This is a genomic window from Subtercola boreus, assembly GCF_003399645.1.
Lineage (GTDB): Bacteria > Actinomycetota > Actinomycetes > Actinomycetales > Microbacteriaceae > Subtercola > Subtercola boreus_A.
In genome coordinates, this window is record NZ_NBXD01000026.1 from 1 (window position 1) to 17,338 (window position 17,338).

Annotated in this window: 15 protein-coding genes; 6 read left to right on the forward strand and 9 right to left on the reverse strand. The window is 66.8% G+C overall.

What is annotated here, in order from left to right; genetic code table 11:
- Together B7R24_RS13460 and B7R24_RS13465 are read left to right on the forward strand one after the other, a co-directional pair.
- Positions 1–357: ferritin-like domain-containing protein (locus tag B7R24_RS13460; RefSeq protein ID WP_147304045.1), on the forward strand; the 357-nt coding region annotated here is incomplete at its 5' end.
- Positions 358–468: 111 nt separating this feature from the next.
- On the forward strand, positions 469–801 hold the full coding sequence (locus B7R24_RS13465) for a Sec-independent protein translocase TatB (RefSeq protein WP_253259464.1): 333 nt from the start codon (positions 469–471) through the stop codon (positions 799–801).
- Here B7R24_RS13465 and wzy read toward each other — a convergent pair.
- Genes wzy through B7R24_RS13505 form a run of 8 tightly spaced genes read right to left on the reverse strand, consistent with a single transcriptional unit; the run spans position 788 to position 10,191 of the window.
- Positions 788–2,272: an O-antigen polysaccharide polymerase Wzy gene (gene wzy, locus B7R24_RS13470; RefSeq protein WP_116419494.1), complete on the reverse strand. Its 1,485-nt coding sequence runs from the start codon at positions 2,270–2,272 to the stop codon at positions 788–790. The two genes, B7R24_RS13465 and wzy, sit on opposite strands and share 14 nt — an antisense overlap.
- Positions 2,269–3,291 (reverse strand): polysaccharide pyruvyl transferase family protein, encoded by a 1,023-nt coding sequence (locus B7R24_RS13475; RefSeq protein ID WP_116419495.1) that lies wholly within the window; start codon positions 3,289–3,291, stop codon positions 2,269–2,271. Before B7R24_RS13475 ends, wzy begins: the two co-directional genes overlap by 4 nt.
- Entirely contained in the window at positions 3,288–4,475 is a 1,188-nt protein-coding gene (locus B7R24_RS13480) for a polysaccharide transporter (RefSeq protein ID WP_116419496.1), read from the reverse strand. The genes B7R24_RS13475 and B7R24_RS13480 overlap by 4 nt, the downstream gene beginning before the upstream one ends.
- Positions 4,472–5,527, reverse strand: a complete 1,056-nt coding sequence (locus B7R24_RS13485; protein WP_116419497.1) for a glycosyltransferase family 4 protein — start codon at positions 5,525–5,527, stop codon at positions 4,472–4,474. The genes B7R24_RS13480 and B7R24_RS13485 overlap by 4 nt, the downstream gene beginning before the upstream one ends.
- A complete protein-coding gene (locus B7R24_RS13490) occupies positions 5,527–6,636 on the reverse strand; it encodes a glycosyltransferase (RefSeq protein WP_116419498.1) in 1,110 nt (369 codons plus the stop codon). Before B7R24_RS13490 ends, B7R24_RS13485 begins: the two co-directional genes overlap by 1 nt.
- Complete coding sequence (locus B7R24_RS13495; protein WP_253259935.1) at positions 6,636–8,081, reverse strand: sugar transferase; 1,446 nt, start codon at positions 8,079–8,081, stop codon at positions 6,636–6,638. The genes B7R24_RS13490 and B7R24_RS13495 overlap by 1 nt, the downstream gene beginning before the upstream one ends.
- Positions 8,082–8,095: 14 nt before the next feature.
- Positions 8,096–8,758 carry a low molecular weight phosphatase family protein gene (locus tag B7R24_RS13500; RefSeq protein WP_116419500.1) on the reverse strand — a complete coding sequence of 221 codons (663 nt, stop codon included), beginning with the start codon at positions 8,756–8,758 and terminating at the stop codon, positions 8,096–8,098.
- 5 nt (positions 8,759–8,763) lie between these two features.
- Entirely contained in the window at positions 8,764–10,191 is a 1,428-nt protein-coding gene (locus tag B7R24_RS13505; protein ID WP_116419501.1) for a polysaccharide biosynthesis tyrosine autokinase, read from the reverse strand.
- 211 nt (positions 10,192–10,402) lie between these two features.
- Here B7R24_RS13505 and B7R24_RS13510 point away from each other — a divergent pair, with 211 nt between their 5' ends.
- Positions 10,403–12,628, forward strand: a complete 2,226-nt coding sequence (locus tag B7R24_RS13510; protein ID WP_116419502.1) for an acyltransferase family protein — start codon at positions 10,403–10,405, stop codon at positions 12,626–12,628.
- Positions 12,629–12,666: 38 nt separating this feature from the next.
- Here the strand turns inward: B7R24_RS13510 and B7R24_RS13515 are convergent, their stop codons facing one another.
- Positions 12,667–13,371: an SGNH/GDSL hydrolase family protein gene (locus B7R24_RS13515; protein WP_116419503.1), complete on the reverse strand. Its 705-nt coding sequence runs from the start codon at positions 13,369–13,371 to the stop codon at positions 12,667–12,669.
- A 214-nt stretch (positions 13,372–13,585) separates the two neighbouring features.
- Between B7R24_RS13515 and B7R24_RS13520 the strand changes: the two genes are divergently transcribed.
- From B7R24_RS13520 to B7R24_RS13530, 3 genes are all read left to right on the forward strand, one after another.
- The gene (locus B7R24_RS13520) at positions 13,586–14,626 is read left to right on the forward strand and encodes an acyltransferase family protein (protein WP_116419504.1); all 1,041 of its coding nucleotides are present in this window, start codon (positions 13,586–13,588) and stop codon (positions 14,624–14,626) included.
- Between the two features lie 23 nt (positions 14,627–14,649).
- Positions 14,650–16,230: a right-handed parallel beta-helix repeat-containing protein gene (locus B7R24_RS13525; protein WP_116419505.1), complete on the forward strand. Its 1,581-nt coding sequence runs from the start codon at positions 14,650–14,652 to the stop codon at positions 16,228–16,230.
- Positions 16,231–16,383: 153 nt separating this feature from the next.
- The gene (locus B7R24_RS13530) at positions 16,384–17,322 is read left to right on the forward strand and encodes a ferritin-like domain-containing protein (protein WP_116419506.1); all 939 of its coding nucleotides are present in this window, start codon (positions 16,384–16,386) and stop codon (positions 17,320–17,322) included.
- Positions 17,323–17,338: the final 16 nt, after the last annotated feature.

Here is a 17,338-nt window from a genome sequence, read left to right on the forward strand (position 1 = left end):
CCGCTCATCACGAACAAGACGTACCTGGAGGCCGCCGCCGGCATCCTCGCCGTCGAGGCGTACCACGCGGGCATCATCCGCACGAGCCTCTACGCCAAGGGACTCGCCGACGCCGCGAACGCCATCTCCGACGCACGCGACAGCCTCGACGGACCCACCGACGACGACCAGGGAATCACCGACAAGGCCGCCGGTGGCGCGCTGAACCTCGTTCCGACCGACGCGAACGCCATCGCCTTCAGCCGTACCCCCGGCCAGGTGCTGAACGTCGTCTACCTGAACAACAAGGCCGTCACCAAGGGCGGGTTCTTCCCGGCCGGCGTCAACGGCGCCGTCAACACCAGCGCCGCAAACTAGCTCCACCCAGCCTGGCGGGCCGGTTCGATTCGCAGTGGTCGAACCAGCCCGCCATTCTGCTCTCCACCCCCGTACAACCCCTTCGCCCGACACGAGAAACACTGTGAAACCATGTTCGGTCTGACGTTCGAAAAGCTCATCCTCATCGCCGTCATCGCGGCGTTCATCATCGGGCCGACGAAACTCCCGCTCTACGCCACCAAACTCGGCCAGTTCGTGCAGCAGCTTCGCGGCTACACCCAGACGGCCAAAGACCGCGTCAAGCAGGAGATGGGACCCGAGTTCGACGACGTCGAGTGGAAGAAGCTCGACCCCCGCCAGTACGACCCCCGCCGCATCATCCGCGATGCCCTTCTTGAAGACAGCACTCCCGAGGCGATCAAGACGGCGTCGACGAAGTCGCCCGTGGCGGAATCAGCAGAGCCGGCCGCTAGGCCCGAATGAGCGCCGGGGCACGCTTCCCGGCCGCCAGTGGCGCCCGTTCCGGCACCCACGCCTTCGTCATCGCCAGGTAGATCCCGGTCGCGAGGAGCGTCGTCGCGATCGTGAGCGATCCGCCCTGGTAGGCATCGCCCCTAATGAGCGAGAACAGGATCGGGGTCAGGCAGATCGAGATGGTCAGGCCCAGCACTCCCCGCTCGCGCAGGCGGCCCCGCGACAGCGCGGAGGCGAGTACCGCCATCAGGGCGCCGGCGATGCCCACACCGAGGTGACCGAAGTTGCCATACGCCTCACCGACGGCCGAGAGACTCGTCTCGACTTTGGTCGTGCCGTAGAACCGGGGGACGTAGTTGCTGGTGAACCAGGTATTGCCGCCGCCGCTGGGCTTGTTCTCCCAGAATGCGCGCGGCACGAACCAGGCGGGCACCGCCGCGTAGGTGGCACCGCGCTGGAACTCGAAGTCGCCGTCCTGCGCCACGACTTCGTTCAGCCGGATGAGGCTGTCGAAGGGCCTGGTCTCTGCACCGCTGGTGAGCTGGTCGAGCAGAACACCCACCGGGTCGCTGGCCAGCTGGTTGAGAGAACGACCCTGGTCGAAGTTCGCGTTGCGCACGACGATGCTGTACGAGATCGCGACGATCACGAGGGCGAGCCCCAGCGCGGCGATCGTGCGCAGCTTGAAGGGCTTCGGGCCGAGCTGCTTCAGCAGCACCAGCGGCAGCACGACGCCGACGACGAGCGGGCCACGCCCACCTGCCGCGAAACCGCAGAGAACGAGACTGCCGAGCCCCACGATGTTCACCCAGTTGTTCCAGACGGGCAGCTTTGCGAGCCTGCGGTGAACCACGTTCGCCACCAGGGCGACCTGCACCGGCACGTAGCCCAGTACCAGGAACGATTTGCCCGAGAGGAAGTCGCTCCTGTTCGCGAGGCCATTGAAATAGGCGGACGGCCCGCCGGAGCTGACGACGAGGTACCCCAGCGCTCCGACCGCGATGGCGGAGGCGACGATCACCACTGCCTGGAGCCCGGTGGAGTTCACGACGCGACGCCGCTTCTCCTGCACGAAGTCGGGGAACGTCGTGCGATCCCGGGCCATCGTGATGATGTAGTACACGAGAAAGAAGGCGCAGAAGAAGATCAGGCACTCGACCAGCGCCGCGCTGCCGGCGAGGATCAGCGTCGGCGTGAAGTCGCGCGAGTCGGCGATGGCGCCGGGGCTCGTGACCCGGTTCCACATGATCGTCAGCGGCCGCAGCACGAAGAGCAGCAGCCCGGTGATGGCGACGACGGCGCCCGGGGTCAGGGGGTCGCGGAACACGACCAGTTCGCGCACCAGGGCACCGAGCAGCACGATGGCCAGCAGCGCGATCATGGTCGGATACGACACCGTCTGGTTGAACAGCGAGACCACCCCGAGCGAGACGAGGATGGCCGCGACGGAGCCAGCAGCGAAGATCAGAAGCGATCTCATCGTGAACCTCCCAGGAATGCCAGCATTCGCGTCTCGGCCGCCGTCAGGTCTCTGACCGCAGCTTCTACGGCGGCCCCGTCGACGCGCCCCCGCTTCGCGGTCGCTTCCTCGATCGTAGCCGCCGTTTCGACATGGAAGTCGGCTGCGAAGGCATCGACTTTCGCGAACCCGGCGATGGCCACCACGGGCACCCCGGTGAGAACGCCCATGTACATGGCGTGCATCCGGGAGGCGATGACGACGTCGGCTGAGGCGATGGTCTGGGAGACAGTGCGCCACGACTGGCTGCGCCCGGCGTATCCGAGGGCTGTGGCGACCTCGGGAGCGAGGCTGCCGCCGTCGGAATCATCGCCCTGGTCCATCGAGACGAAGTGCACGGCGCCCCACTGCTGCCTGAGCGCCTCGACCTGCCCGAGCGTCAGCGCCCCGGCTTCGCGGCGGTTCAGCGCGAGCAGCACTCCGGTTCGAACGACGGATGCTCGATCATCCGCCCCCCGGGGGCTGTAGTCGAACAGGCTCACGTCGCCCGAAAGCCCGGGCGTGCCCGGCATGAGCGCGGCGGCGCGCGCCTGAGAGGCGGAGTCGCGAACCCAGACCCGCGCGAGGCGGAGGGTTGCACCGATGGCCAAGCGCATCCGTCGCCGGCGCACCGGGTCGACCCCGACGCCGAAGATGACGAACCTCTTGCCCGACGCGCGCGCGATCAGGCCGGCCGAGAGACAGAGCCGCGGGAGCCCGGCGAACGGGCGCGTCGGCTGGTCGTCCTGCAGCAGCGTGCCGCCGCCGAGTACTACCGCATCGACGCCGCGGATGAGGCTGGCGAGACCCTTCACACCCGAGACCCGCATGCGCGTCTCCTCGGAGCCGACCCGAACGGCCGACCCGAAGTCGGCGATGACCACGTCGTTGTCGGCGTGGCGAAGGGCTCGAGACAGGGCATCCGTGAGAAAGGCGTCGCCGATGTTCTGCGGGTGACCCGACACAGTCGTGCGGTCTGCAGAGATGATGAGGATTCTCAACGGTTGACGTCTTTTCTGGACCGGGCCCGGATGAGCAGCGAAAGGGTGAGGGCGAGGGTGAGCTCGCTGAGCAGCGTGACCCCGGCAAGGGCGGTGTCACCGAACAGGATGCACGCCAGCACCGTGAGCGTCACGGCGATGATGCCCACCGTGATGGTCGCGATCAACCGCTGGCGGATGTAACCCTTGCCCATCGAGTAGGCAACGAGGGCGTAGTTGCCGAACTTCGGCCCCATCGACAGCACGATGAGCACGAAGATGACGCTGTCGAACGACTCGCTGCCGAGAACGGCCCTGACGAGGTTCTGACTGACGATGAGCACCAGGGCGCAGGCCAGCCCGAGCCCCACGAAGATGAGCCAGTACCGCACGAACGAATGGCTGAGGGTGCGGATGCGCGGAATGAGCTGCTGCGAGATGGTGGCGGGGATGACCTCCAGCGGCTGTGCGACGCGATACGCCACGGCGAGCGGCGCGATCGCGTCCACGCCCAGCAGCGCGGTGCCGATCACGAGCGGTGCCTGCGAGTAGAGCGCGCTGAGCGACCCGGAGAGCCCGAACTCCGCGATGGAGCGGAACACCCGTTCCGGCTCCACGTCGACCGGAACGATGGCCCGTCGATTCGCCACATACGTCGCGAGCACCACGATGAGCGAGGGAACGGCCATCAGCGCCAGCAGCTCCACCCGGTGGAACACCACGGCAAGCACCAGCACCGGCGTCTTGGCGAGCACCAGGGCGAGGTCTGGGATGGCGTAGCTCGCATCCCGACGGTAGACGAGCTGGGGCGCCCGCGTCGTACGGGTGACACTGTCGCAGATCTGGCTCACCCCGAGACCGGCGAGCACCAGCACTACGGCGGTGGTGGTGGCCGACCCGGAGGAGAGGAGCGTGATCGCGACCGCTGCGAGCGCTCCGAGCGTCGAGAGCACCACGTGCACTCCCGTCGCCTGCGAATGCACCACGCGGCCGAGCTGGTGGCGGGGCACCGAAAGCAGGTAACTGGATGCGCCGGAGTCGGTGAAGATGGCGAACGAACTGAGCAGCGCGAACCCGGCGACGAGGGTGCTCTGCTCAGACCCCGCGCTGAGGGCGAGCAGCACCACCAGCACGACGAGCTGGACGACCCGTGTGAGTCCCGCCGCTCCGACGGGGAGGAGCAGCTTCAGGCGACCGAGGTTCACCGTTCGGCAACCCGGCGGCAGGCCTGGGCGATGGTTCTGGCGCTGGTGTTCCAGTCGAAACGGGCGCGGATGTCTGCCGCGAAGGCCCGGCCGTCCGACGCGTCGGTGGTCACCAGCTCTGTCAGGGCCCGGGTGATCGCGGGTTCGGAGGTCGGATCGAAGTAGGCGACGTTCTCGCCCGCGATCCAGTGGAAGATCTCGATGTCGGAGACCGCCAGGCGCGCGCCCGACACTGCCGCCTCCACCATCGGCAGCCCGAACCCCTCGGCGAGGCTGGGAAAGACGACCCCGCGAGCCGAGCGGTACAGCACCGCGAGCTCGGCGTCGTCGACGTAGCCGGCGAGCACGACCTCGGCGGGCCAGCTGATACCGACCGAGGCGAACACCGTGGCGTTCACCCCGCCCACCACGACCAGCGGAAAACGGGCGCGGAGGTGCGGGTCGATCGCCGAGTAGGCCCGCGAAAGCCGCTCGAGGTTCTTGCGGGGGTCGAGGTTGCCGACGACGAGCAGGTACGAGTCGCCCTGTACGCCGAGGCGCTCGAGCACCGGTGGCACGTCTGCGGCGTTCTTCTCCGCCGCATCGAGGAACAGCGTGCTGGGGGCGTTCGGCGCCACCACGATCGGGGCCTTCGTCAGTGCGGCGGCCGCGACCTGCCTGGCGACCGGCTCGCTGACCGCCACCACGGCCTTCGCCGTGCGCAGTTGTGCGCGCAACAGCGGCGCGTGCGAGAGAACGTAGGCCTTCGAATACCACTCCGGGTTGGTCAGCACGAAGATGTCGTGCACCACCACCACGTGCCGCGGATGCACGAGGGGCCCGCGACTCGTCAGGGTCAGCAGCACGTTCCGAGCCGTCGAGAACGGCAGGATGCCCATGACCCACGCCCACGTGCGCAGTCCCCGCGCGGCGAACCAGGGGCCGGGTTCGACCTCGGTGGCCGAGGCAGAGTCCGCGACGCGGTCGGCGATCTCCCGCGCATAGCGCTGCTGCCCGCTGATCGGCTGCGGCCGGAACGAGCCGTTGACCGTGATGCGCCGTGACCCGGCCATCAGGGCTGGTCGATCCAGGAGAGGTAGTTCTCGCGGAAGTGGCTCGCGTCGAAGTCCCAGGCGCGCTTCACCGCATCTCCGGCGTCGAGCAGAGACGCGCGCGAGACCGCTTCGCCGAGCGCCGCACCCGACCAGCTCTCCACGTGCATCCCGGTCAGGCCGTCGATGACCGACTCCGTCGCCCCACCCGTCGATCCGACGAGCACCCGGGCGCCGGCCGCCATCGCCTCGACCGGCATGATGCCGAAGTCTTCGACGGCCGGAAAGACGTAGACCGTCGCCGCCTGGTAGAGCGCATAGAGCAACGCGTCGGAGGGCCGGCCGACGAAGATCACCGGAACCGTGGCGGTGGCAGCGAGTGCCTCGAGGTTCTGGCGCTCGGGCCCGTCACCGGCGAGCACCACGGGCAGCCCGGCCGCCTCACCCGTCGCGATCACCACATCGAGCTCTTTGTACGGCACGAAACGGGAGGCACCGAAGACGAAGTCGGCGGGCAGGCTCTCGAACACACGCAGGTCTTCACCGCCCAGTTGGGACCGCCAGTCCGAGTGCGCGGCGATGCGCGCCACGTTCACCGGCGGATAGATCACGATCGAGTCCCTGTCCCACGTGTTGGCGATGCGGGTGCGCACGAACTCACTGTTGGCGGCGAGCGCGGTGGCATGCCGGGCGGCCCGCCGGTCGTAGGGCTTCAGCACGGCGGCCGCAGCGCGAACGAGCGGGTTCGACCCGCGCTTGTCGAGCTCCGGGGTCCAGACATAACGGGCCGGGGTGTGCACGTAGACATACGTTCTGTCGGCGCGGCGCTGGGGCGACGACCCGCCGACCTGGTGAGCGAACAGGTGAGAGCTCACCAGGGCCCGGTCGTAGCCGGAGGTGTCTGTGCGGGCCCAGGTCGTCGGCATCACGGGCAGCGCGAGGATCTTCGAGCGACGAAGCGGGGTGCGTGCGATCCAGCTCTCCCGGAGGTTGCGGCCGGCGTAGCGTTCCTCGTCGTCTTTCCAGAGGCTCAGGATGTCGGCGCCCGGCAGCGCGTCGACGATCGCGTCGAGAACCACCTCCGAGCCTCCCGACTTCTCTATCCACTCATGAACGATGAGATCCCGCATCAGTGCGCCCCCTCCGGCATGACGACCTGTCGAACGGTTCGAAGCAGGATCGAGAGGTCGCCGAAGATCGACCAGTTCTCGACGTAGTACAGGTCGAGCCGGATGGCGTCCTCCCACGAGAGGTTCGAGCGACCGCTGACCTGCCACAGGCCGCTCATACCGGGCTTCAGCAACAGCCGCCGACGCGCGACGGAGTCGTACAGAGCCACCTCACCCTCGCGCTGGGGCCTCGGCCCGACCAGGCTCATCTCGCCGAGGAAGACGTTGATGAGCTGCGGAAACTCGTCGATCGAATACTTCCGCAGCACGCGGCCGACCCGGGTGACGCGCGGGTCGTCCTTCACCTTGAACAGCGGCACATCGCTGGTGCCCTGCTCCTGCAGCAATTGCTGCAGCTGAGCATCCGCCCCGTCACTCATCGAGCGGAACTTGATCATCGCGAACGGTTCGCCGTTCAGACCGATACGCTCCTGGCCGTAGAAGACCGGGCCGCGGCTGGTGAGCTTCACGAGCAGCCCCACCACCACGAAGGCCGGCAGCAGCACGATCAGCAGCAGGCTCGACACCACGATGTCGAACAGTCTCTTCACGATCCACTTGCCACCGTCGAAGCGGGGGATCTCCACGTGGATGAGCGGCAGACCCGCGACGGGCCGGGTGTGGATGCGCGGGCCGCTGACCCCCGTGAGGCTCGGCGCCATCACCAGGTGGTGGCGGCCGGGCTCGAGGCTCCAGCCCAGCTCGCGCATCCCCTCGGGCGAGAGAACAGTGCTGTCGGTGACGACGAGGGTGTCGGCCTCCGTCGTCTCGAGCGAGACCAGCGCCGATTCGATGCCGCCGAGCACGGGGATGTCTGTACCCGACACGTGCGTGCTGGTCGTGCTCTCGACGAGGCAGGCTCCCACAATTCGGTACCCGGCCGACGGCGCGCGCAGCAGCTGCAGCGCGACATGGCTCGCCGTCTCATCGGACCCGACCAGGATGACACCCGACGACATCAGGCCCTTCTTGCGCTGGGACTGCAGCCACTCCCGGTGCAGCCACCGCGCCAGCACGAGAATGGCGGTTCCGACCGGCACGGTGAGGAGCAGGTAGCCACGCCCGAGGTCGGCCTTGAAGAACACGGCGAGAACGGCGACGACCCCGAAGAGGGCGATGCCGGCATTGAACACGGCCTTGTACTCGGGCGCACCCGAGCCGATCAGCCGGGTCTCGCGCGTTCCGTAGAGCACGAGCAACACGAGCCACGCGATGACGATGAGCACCGAGAGGATCGGGTAGGAGAGATCGGGGCCTTCGTAGAACCCGATCGGCGCCACCGAGGGCGCGGCCCAGCCGAACTGGATGAGCTGCGCCGCCACGACGACGAGAATGACGAGGATCGTGTCTGTCACACGCAGCCGGGTGGCGTAGGTGCGCTGCCAGCGCGCCCGGGGGCCCCCCATACCCCTCGTCATGCTCACCGGCGGGGCCCCACGATCTGCTCGAGGGCGGCCACGATGACCTTCGCGGCCTGCGTGATCTGTTGGGTCGACAGGTCGTAGCTCTGCTGAGACCTGCGGTACGGATCGAGAACGTCGTCGAGCTCGGGCTCGCCGGGGCCGCCCACGACGCCCCGGAACAGCGCGGCGCGCTCGACGAGGTCACGCAGAAAGTCGGGTACCTCGGGAAGCGCCGGTTCCGAGGCGATCCGGTGCTCCTGCGAGGCAGCGTGCAGCAGCCGGGCGAATTCGATGAGGGTGAACGTGCGCGCCTGGGCTTTCGGCACCAACTGGGCGACGGAGCCGCGGTGCTCGCGCGCAAGCGCCAGCACGATGTCGGCATCCATCACCATCTCGGCGGTGAGCAACCGGGCACGGTGGGGCTCAGGATGCCCGCCCAGACCCTCAGAGAGCGCTGCGGCCTGGGCGGGCATCCCCTGCCCCACCAACGCGGCGGTACCTGCACTGTGCACGATGATCAGCTCCCCCAGCCCCACCTCGGCAATCTTCGCGGCGAACAGCTGTTCGGCCAACGGCGACCGGCAGACGTTGCCGGTGCAGACGAACAGGATGATGAACGGCTCAGACGAGGGTTTCCTTGTCTTGGCCTTCGCCCTGTCGCGCAAACTGAGTTCAGCCACGAGAACTAGCTTTTGGCCACCGGCGTATCAGTCACCGGAAGAATAGGCTCTGCGCTGGACGACGACGGTTTCTCGTCTTCAGCGTAGGCATAGCTGTAGTGACCATAACCGTACGCGTCAGCCCCACGCGTCGGAAGCATGGTCAGAATCAGGCCGAGAACAGTCGCTCCGACATTGTCGAGAATGTCGATCGCACTTCTGAGCTGGGCCTTGTGGACCTTCCCTGCGGATGCCACGACGATCGCACCACGGGTGGCTTTCGCCAGGATCGCAGCGTCGGTGACAGGAAGGAGGGGAGGAGCATCGATGATGACGGTGTCGAATTCCGTCTCGAGCGTCTCCAACAGTTTCTTCATCGCCGGCCCGCCGAGCAGTTCGCTCGGGTTGGGCGGAATCGATCCCGCCGGCAGAACGTACATCTCGCGCTCGCCCCACTGCTGGATGGCGTCACCCAGCTCGACCCGGCCGATCAGCACGTCGGTGAGACCGACGGCACCCTCGAGGCCGAGGTAGGAGGCGAGGCGGGGGCGGCGGAGGTCGGCATCGATCACGATGACGCTCGAGTTCGCGTCGGCGAGGGCGATCGCGAGGTTCGAGCTCACGCTCGACTTGCCCTCGGAAGCGACCGACGACGTGATGACGAAGGTGTGCGGCAGGTCGCCGAACTCTAGGAACTGCAGGTTCGTGCGGAGCGAACGGTACGACTCGGCCTGCGGACTCTTGGGCTCTGCGTGAACGACGAGTGGTCGCTCGGAGGCGCGCGGGTCGAAGAAGATGGCGCCGAGCACGGGGGCGGTGGTGATCGCCTCGGTGTCGCGCTGGCTGCGGATGCGGTTGTCGAGTGCCTCGCGCAGGAACGCCAGGGCGAGCCCCACGAGCAGACCCACGATGAGGCCGAGGGCCACGTTGAGCGGCACGTTCGGCGACGTCGGCCGAAGCGGCGGTGTCGCGGTCTTGACCGTGGAGATCTTGACCTGCGGGGTGCCGTCGGCCGCTTCCGGCACGAGGGCCGGCACGTTGGTGGAGAAACTCTTGGCGACCGCATTGGCGATGGTCGCGGCATCCGCTGCGGAGTTGCTCGTCACCGTGATCTCGATGATCGTCGTGTCGAGCGGCGCTGTGGCGGTCACCGTCTTGGCCAGGTCGTCAGACGTCTCCGACAGGCCGACCTGGGAGATGACGGGATCGAGCACGATCGGCGTCGACACGAGGTCGGCGTAGGTCTTCACCGCCTGCTGCGTGAAGGTGTTGCCCTGCTGCAGCTCGGCGGTCGTGGCCGAGGAGGAGGTCGAGACGTAGACCTTTGTGGAAGCCTGGTAGAGCGGCGTCTGCAGGATGGCGTAGGTCGCCGAGGCAGCCACCGACACGAGGACAATTCCCGCGATCAGGATCCAGCTCCGCTGTAGGACCCTCAGGTAATTGCGAATATGCACGTAGTAGTTCCCTCAATCATCAGCCGCCGGACCCGGACCGGCCGACGATAGCCTCTGGGCGATACAAGTTTTACACACAGAAGGTCACGCATGATGCAAGCGATCACTCTAACGCCATCCATCGGGAGCTGCAATATTCGCCGCATTTGGGAGCGTCGCGTAGGATCTGTTCGAAACAGGCGCGTTGTTGTGCCGTTCGGGGAGCACGCACATGAGCACAACGTCAACCACTCCGTCTCGAGCCGAACCGGTTCCCGGGGTACCCAGAAAGTATTTTCGCGGTGACATCGAGGGTCTCCGCGCCATCGCGGTGACCCTCGTTGTTCTCGACCACCTCATCGGTTGGCCGCTCGGCGGGTTCATCGGCGTCGACGTCTTCTTCGTGCTCAGTGGCTTTCTGATCACCGGTCTGCTGCTGCGCGAGTACCAGAAGACGAAGACCATCTCGTTCCTCGACTTCTACGGCCGGCGGCTGCGACGCATCGCCCCGGCGGCGGTTCTCGTCATTCTGGTCACCGTCGTGGTCGGGTTCTTCCTGCTCAGTCTGCCGCGTGCGCAGGAGATCCTCGCCGATGGCCTCTGGGCCGTGTTCTTCTCGGCCAACTGGCACTTCGCGGCCGTGGGTACCGATTACTTCCAGGCGACCGGCGCGATCTCGCCGCTGCAGCACTACTGGTCGCTCTCGGTGGAGGAGCAGTTCTATCTGGTCTGGCCGTGGCTCAGCCTCGCGCTCCTGGTGGCCTTCCGCTCACGCAAGCGCATCAAGCTGTCGACAGCGAACGCGGTGGAGCATAAGAGCACAACCGACCAGAAGGTCGGAGCCGTCTTCATCGCTGTCGTCGTGCTGTCGTTCGCCTGGGCGATCTACTCCTCGATCACCAACCCGGCCGTCGCCTACTTCGACACCTTCAGCCGCACGTGGGAACTGGCGGCAGGGGCGGCGATCGCGGCCTTCGCGACCCAGCTGGGTCGCATCCCGGCCGCCGTGCGACCGGTTCTCGCCTGGGTCGGCATCGTGGGCATCATCGTCTCGGCGTTCATCATCACGCCCCAGCAGCTCTTCCCCGCACCGGGCGCCGCGCTCCCTGTGCTCTCGACCTGCCTCATCGTCGCGGCCGGCATCTCCGGGCCGAGGCGCTTTCTGGTACCCCTCGACAATCCCGTCATGCGCTACCTCGGCCGCATCTCGTACTCCCTCTACCTGTGGCACTTCCCGGTCATCATCTTCCTGGCCATTCTGATCCCGTCGCTCGATGTGCTCTACGTCGTGCTGGCGCTCGTGATCATGCTGGTGCTGTCGGTGCTGTCGTTCCATTTCGTCGAAGACCCGATCCGCCGGTCATCGTTCCTCAGGCGCACGAAGCCCAAGCGCGGCCACCGGGAGCGCGTCATTCCGGCAGCGACCAAGATCAGCGTCGGTGCGCTCATCTTCGCCGGCGCCGCGTCCCTCGCGATCATCGTCTTCGCCTTCGGCCGTGTCTCGCCGATCGAGACCGCGAAGCCACTCGTTCCCCCCCAGTCCATCGCCTCGACGGGTGTGGCCGCAGACGTCACAGCGCTCGACACCCGCAAGACAGCTATCCAGGAGGCGCTCCGCGCCGACGCCTGGCCCGAGCTCTCCCCCTCGGTGAACGACTTCGGCCCGAACGGCCGTTCGGTGATCTCCACAGAGTGGCTGACCGACGGATGTCTCGGGGAAGACGGTGCCGATCAGTCCGACAACATCGCCAACACCGACCACTGCTCCTACGGCAACGCCAACGCCGACGCGGCACACACCGCCGTGGTCTTCGGCGACTCGCTCGCCATCAGCTACGCCCCGGCCATCCGCGAGGCCCTCGGAAGCGACTGGAAGGTGCGCATTCTGACTCTTGCGGCGTGCCCCGCCTCGAACGCCACGATCACGAAGCCGAACGGTTCCGCGTTCCCCGAGTGCGGCGACTTCCGCACCTGGGCCATTGGCCAGATCACGTCGACCAACCCGGCACTGACCTTCCTCTCCGAGGCCGAAGACGACAACCGCCTCGCCAGCAAGGCCACCGGCTCGGCGGCCGACACGGAGTGGAAGACCGCTGTGACCTCGACGCTGACCGCGCTCGCGCCGGTGCAGGGCAAGGTCATCATGCTGAACCGCCCGCCTGCGGGTACGACGCTCTACACCTGCCAGACCCCGCAGAGCAAGCCGTCGGACTGTGTCTCGAGCGTTGTGGAGGGCTACCAGAACCGGGATGCCCTGCTGAAGAGCACGTTCGAAGCGGCGGCCGGCAACGCGCACTTCGTCGACACGACGACCTGGTACTGCAACGCGAACCAGTGCCCGTCGTTCATCGGCAACGCACCGGTGCTCGCCGACGGGGTACACCTCACCAACTCGGCGTCGATCGCGCTCGCACCGCTGGTCGCCGTCGCGGTGCAGACCGCGCAGACCGCGCAGTAGTCGTCCGCGCGCCGCCGGGCTGCAGCCCCGCGGCGGCGCTACTTCGTGACGAACGTGGCGAGGACGTACTCGCCGATGTCCCGCCCGAAGACGCCGTATCCCGCCTTGGTGGTGTGGATTCCGTCGAGCTTGTACTGGGCCGACCACACACCGTCGGCCGTTCGCAGGTTCGTCCATCCGTCGTGGAAGAACCAGCCTTTGTCGGCCGCGAGCGCCGCGAGGCTGGCGTTGGCCTCGGGAGCGTAGGCGGGACGTGCCGTGATGGGCGGGATGGCCGCGATGACCACATTCTTCGCCCCCACAGTGCCGACGATCGAGACGATGTCGTCGTTGAGCTGGTCGAGCGAGATGCCGACTGCCAGGTCGTTCGTACCCGCCATGATCACCACGACATCGGCATCGTCGACCGGCTGCACCTGCTCGGCCATGAGCGTGCTCGTCGCACCGTCGCGCGCCCAGCCGCCGACGTAGTCGATGTCGGCCGTGCCGACCTGCGCGATCCAGGCGTTGCCATTCGCGATGCCCGTGTCGATGTCACCCTGGTGGCCTGTCGAGTTGGAGTCCCCGACGACGGCGACGCGAACCGGAGGCTCGACCGGAACAGCGGTTGCTGCAGAGGTACCGGCGCCGATGGGGCCCGGCGTGCTCGAGGGAGGTGTAGACGTGCATCCCGACAGCACGGCCAGCGAGAGCGCTGCAGCGAGCGTCGCAGACACAGCAAGAAGGCGTCGTCGTTCCAGCATGTCGACCTTTCATAAGGAGGGTTTCGAGGCGGGGTCTCACGAGAGGTTCTGCGCCGCGACCGGGCGCGACTGAAAGGCCATCCTAGGCGAGCAGCATGACCGCTTCGTGACAGAAAGAGTGCCCCGCAGGGCGTCCTCCGGGCAGCGGGTGGCATACTGGGTGTGAATTTCCGGCGTCAGACAGGGGTATCTGTTCGCCGAGAAAGGAGAACCCGTGGCCTCGACGACAGCGACAGCCGGCACCCTCCAGAGCAGCCGTCCGAAGATCGCCTTTCTCGAGGCTGTGCGCGGCGTGGCGGCGCTGGTGGTGGTGCTCCAGCACATCTTCGCGGCGCAGATTCCTCTGTTCGCCGAGTGGAGCCGCGACTACGTCGACTTCGGCAGAGTGGGGGTTGTCGCGTTCTTCGTGGTGAGCGGCTACGTCATCCCCCTGAGCCTCGAGCACCAGTCGGCGAAGGTGTTCGTGGTGCGGCGGCTGTTCCGACTGTTCCCGCTCTATTGGTTGACGCTGGTGCTGTACATCGTCTTCGCCCTCGCCACGGGCACGTTCAGCACGCAGAATGCGATGCCCGTCGTTCTCATCACCAACGTGCTGATGCTGCAGGGCCTCACGCCTGTGCTGACGATCATCCCCACCGCGTGGACTCTCGGAATCGAGCTGCTGTTCTACGTGCAGGAGCTGTTCGCCTCCCTGGTGAAGCGCCTGGCGGCCGCCGTCTACGCCGGGTACGCCTGGCTCGCGATCTTCGCGTTGGCCGAGCTGGCGTGCAGGATGCTGCGGGTCGACCTGCCGACGACCCTTCCCCTTCTCCTGTACACGGCAGCGATCGGCCAGGCTCTGTATCTGCGCGACCACCACGGCAGTACCGTCTGGCGGGGGCTCGTCATCAGCGGGCTGGTGATCGTGCCGGTCTTCACTTACGTCGGCGGGATGCACGATCCCGCGTGGCCCGAGTTCACCTACGCCGTCTCGTATCTGATCGGCCTGGCGCTGTTCGCCGGGTTCTATCTGTTCGCGAAGAGGCAGGCGCATCCGTTCCTCGTCTGGCTCGGAGCGGTGAGCTACGCGGTCTACCTCGTGCACCCCCTCGTCTATCGCGCGGTTGCCCTCACCGGCCTGAACCCCGTACTCTGCATAGCGGGGAGCGTCGTACTGAGTCTGGTCGTCGCGTGGGTGCTGCATCGCACTGTCGAACTCCCCTTCATCGCCATCGGCCGGAGGATCTCCGGCCGCACGCCGACACCGTCGTCATAGGATCTCTCGGGAAGAGGACTCTCATGGCACGACATCGCGGAGGCGAGACTCCCGGCAGCAACGGTCACGGCACGGCCGGTGACGGCTCCGCCGAACCAGACCAGCCGGCCCAGTACGACAGACGGCTGATCATCGCCGGTACCGTCGTCGCGTCGATCGCGGGCGCCCGGCTCTCCCTGCTGACCGACCGGGATGCGGCCGCCGCTCCGGTGGCACCGGTTCCCGCCGTAACCGTGACCGCCGCGGCATCCGACCCTCTCGCACAGCCCACCACCCTGGCGCCGAGCACCAGCGCAGAGGTGATCGCCCTCTCGCCCTACGACTTCGGGTTCGTCGATGGCGCGGCGGATGCGACCGGGCCGATGCAGGCCCTGCTCACCGCGATGATGGTCAACCCGGGAGCCCGGTCGATCCTGCCCGGCGGAACCATCAACGTGACCAACCTGCGCATCGACTATGCCGAGATCGCCGCCCAGCCGTCGTCGGGCGCCCCCTTCGGCTACGCGGGCCCGCACATCGAGGGCAGCTCCAAGCGCGGCACCATCATCAAGCAGATCGACGGCACGACCGGTGACGTTCTGACGATCCAGGGCAAGATCGGTGCGTCGGCCGGGCCGGCGAACAACAACAAGATCTCCGGGCTGTCGCTGTCGAACCTGCAGATCCAGGGCGCGGCATCCGGCGGGCACGGCATCTACATCCGCTCGGTCGTCGATTCGACCTTCGACGAGCTCACCGTCACAGGCGCCCTCTCGGGCGTCTACCTCGCCCGCGAAGCCTTTCTCTCCGGCGTCTACGACGAGTATTCGTACAACAACCGCTTCACCCACCTCAAGCTGCTCACCAACCGCGCCTGGGGTATCGAATGCTCCGGTACCAATGCGATCGCCGCGTCGTTCTACGACTGCGAGGCGACCGGTAACGCCTCCGGCGGCTACAAGCTCGCGCCGTCCGGCATGATCCTGGTGCATTGCCTCGCGGTGGGCAACGGTGTGCAGTCGGCCGACGGCCGCGGCCTCTGGTCGGTGACCAACACGAACAACCTCTCGACGAACAACGGGCTCACCCTCGTCGGCTGCCGGTTCGAGGGCAACTCCACCGACGGCGGGTACGAGATCGAGATCGAGTCGGGTTACGGGCACGTCATCACCGCGCCACAGTTCTTCGCGACCACGGGCGCGACGCCCCTCGGCATCGGTCTGCGTCCCGTCGACGACTCGAAGAAGGTTCGCAACCTCATCGTGACCGGGGGGTACTTCGGCGGCGACGGCTCTACCCGGCAGCAACGGCTCGCCAAGCTCGGCGACAGCGCGATGAACACCCTCTTCGACAACCTCGGCATCGATCCGCAGCAGTGGGCGGGCGGGTCCCGGGTGAACGAACTCATCGACGACGCCTCAGCGCTGCTCTCGGTCACCGATCCCAGCCGGTTCCGGGTCGACCCCAACGGCTACGTGGCCCTGGAGGCGGTCTCGGGAGAGCTGCCGGCCGCGCCCTCCGCCGACATCGCGAACTTCGGAGTGGTCACCGACTCGAACGGAAAGCAGAGCCTCGTCGTGCGCTTCGCGAGCGGCGACAGCCAGGTGATCGCGAGAGAACCTTAGCCACAATCCGTGCCCGGCGGTATACCCAGAAGATGTTTGCGATTGAGGGAACATTCTGGGCAATAATCCAATCCGAACCCAGCGTTCTTTCGAATGACAGTACGTAACGGCCGATTGGCCACATTAGCAATGCCGAATTGAAGGACTATTCCATTGTTTGAAAAGAAATTTATTGCGAATGCGATTGATCGCAGCTCGCAGAGCGAGCTCGACCGTCGACTGCTTCTGAAGGGCTTCGGGCTCGCAGGCCTCGGCGTCGGTGCATCAGTGCTGATCCCGACCGTGGGCGCCCAGGCTGCCGAAGATCCCAACGCTGCGGCGACGGATGCTGCTGTGCTGAACTTCGCGCTGAACCTCGAGTACCTCGAGGCCGAGTTCTACCTGCGTGCCTCGACCGGCACCGGCCTCGTACCGAACGACACCACCGGAACCGGCACCATGGGCGCCGTCACCGGTGGTCGCCAGGTTCAGTTCAAAGATGCGAACGTGCGCGCCTACGCGCGCGAGATCTCGCAGGACGAGAAGCTCCACGTGCGGTTCCTCCGCTCGGCGCTGGGCAACTCGGCCGTCGCCCGTCCCGCGATCAACCTCGACCAGGCGTTCACGTCTGCAGCTCTCGCTGCCGGCCTGATCAAGCCCGGCCAGAAGTTCGACGCGTTCGCGAGCGATGAGAACTTCCTGCTTGCCTCCTTCATCTTCGAAGACGTCGGAGTCACGGCCTACAAGGGTGCATCGCCGCTCATCACGAACAAGACGTACCTGGAGGCCGCCGCCGGCATCCTCGCCGTCGAGGCGTACCACGCGGGCATCATCCGCACGAGCCTCTACGCCAAGGGACTCGCCGACGCCGCGAACGCCATCTCCGACGCACGCGACAGCCTCGACGGACCCACCGACGACGACCAGGGAATCACCGACAAGGCCGCCGGTGGCGCGCTGAACCTCGTTCCGACCGACGCGAACGCCATCGCCTTCAGCCGTACCCCCGGCCAGGTGCTGAACGTCGTCTACCTGAACAACAAGGCCGTCACCAAGGGCGGGTTCTTCCCGGCCGGCGTCAACGGCGCCGTCAACACCAGCGCCGCAAACTAGTCTCGCTGCACGAACA

Bases quoted from the DNA above. Each gene is read 5' to 3' on its own strand.
- B7R24_RS13515 (WP_116419503.1), bottom strand. From the start codon at position 13,371: ATGCTGGAACGACGACGCCTTCTTGCTGTGTCTGCGACGCTCGCTGCA.
- B7R24_RS13465 (WP_253259464.1), top strand. From the start codon at position 469: ATGTTCGGTCTGACGTTCGAAAAGCTCATCCTCATCGCCGTCATCGCG.
- B7R24_RS13510 (WP_116419502.1), top strand. From the start codon at position 10,403: ATGAGCACAACGTCAACCACTCCGTCTCGAGCCGAACCGGTTCCCGGG.
- B7R24_RS13485 (WP_116419497.1), bottom strand. From the start codon at position 5,527: ATGGCCGGGTCACGGCGCATCACGGTCAACGGCTCGTTCCGGCCGCAG.
- B7R24_RS13525 (WP_116419505.1), top strand. From the start codon at position 14,650: ATGGCACGACATCGCGGAGGCGAGACTCCCGGCAGCAACGGTCACGGC.
- wzy (WP_116419494.1), bottom strand. From the start codon at position 2,272: ATGAGATCGCTTCTGATCTTCGCTGCTGGCTCCGTCGCGGCCATCCTC.
- B7R24_RS13495 (WP_253259935.1), bottom strand. From the start codon at position 8,081: ATGGGGGGCCCCCGGGCGCGCTGGCAGCGCACCTACGCCACCCGGCTG.
- B7R24_RS13490 (WP_116419498.1), bottom strand. From the start codon at position 6,636: ATGCGGGATCTCATCGTTCATGAGTGGATAGAGAAGTCGGGAGGCTCG.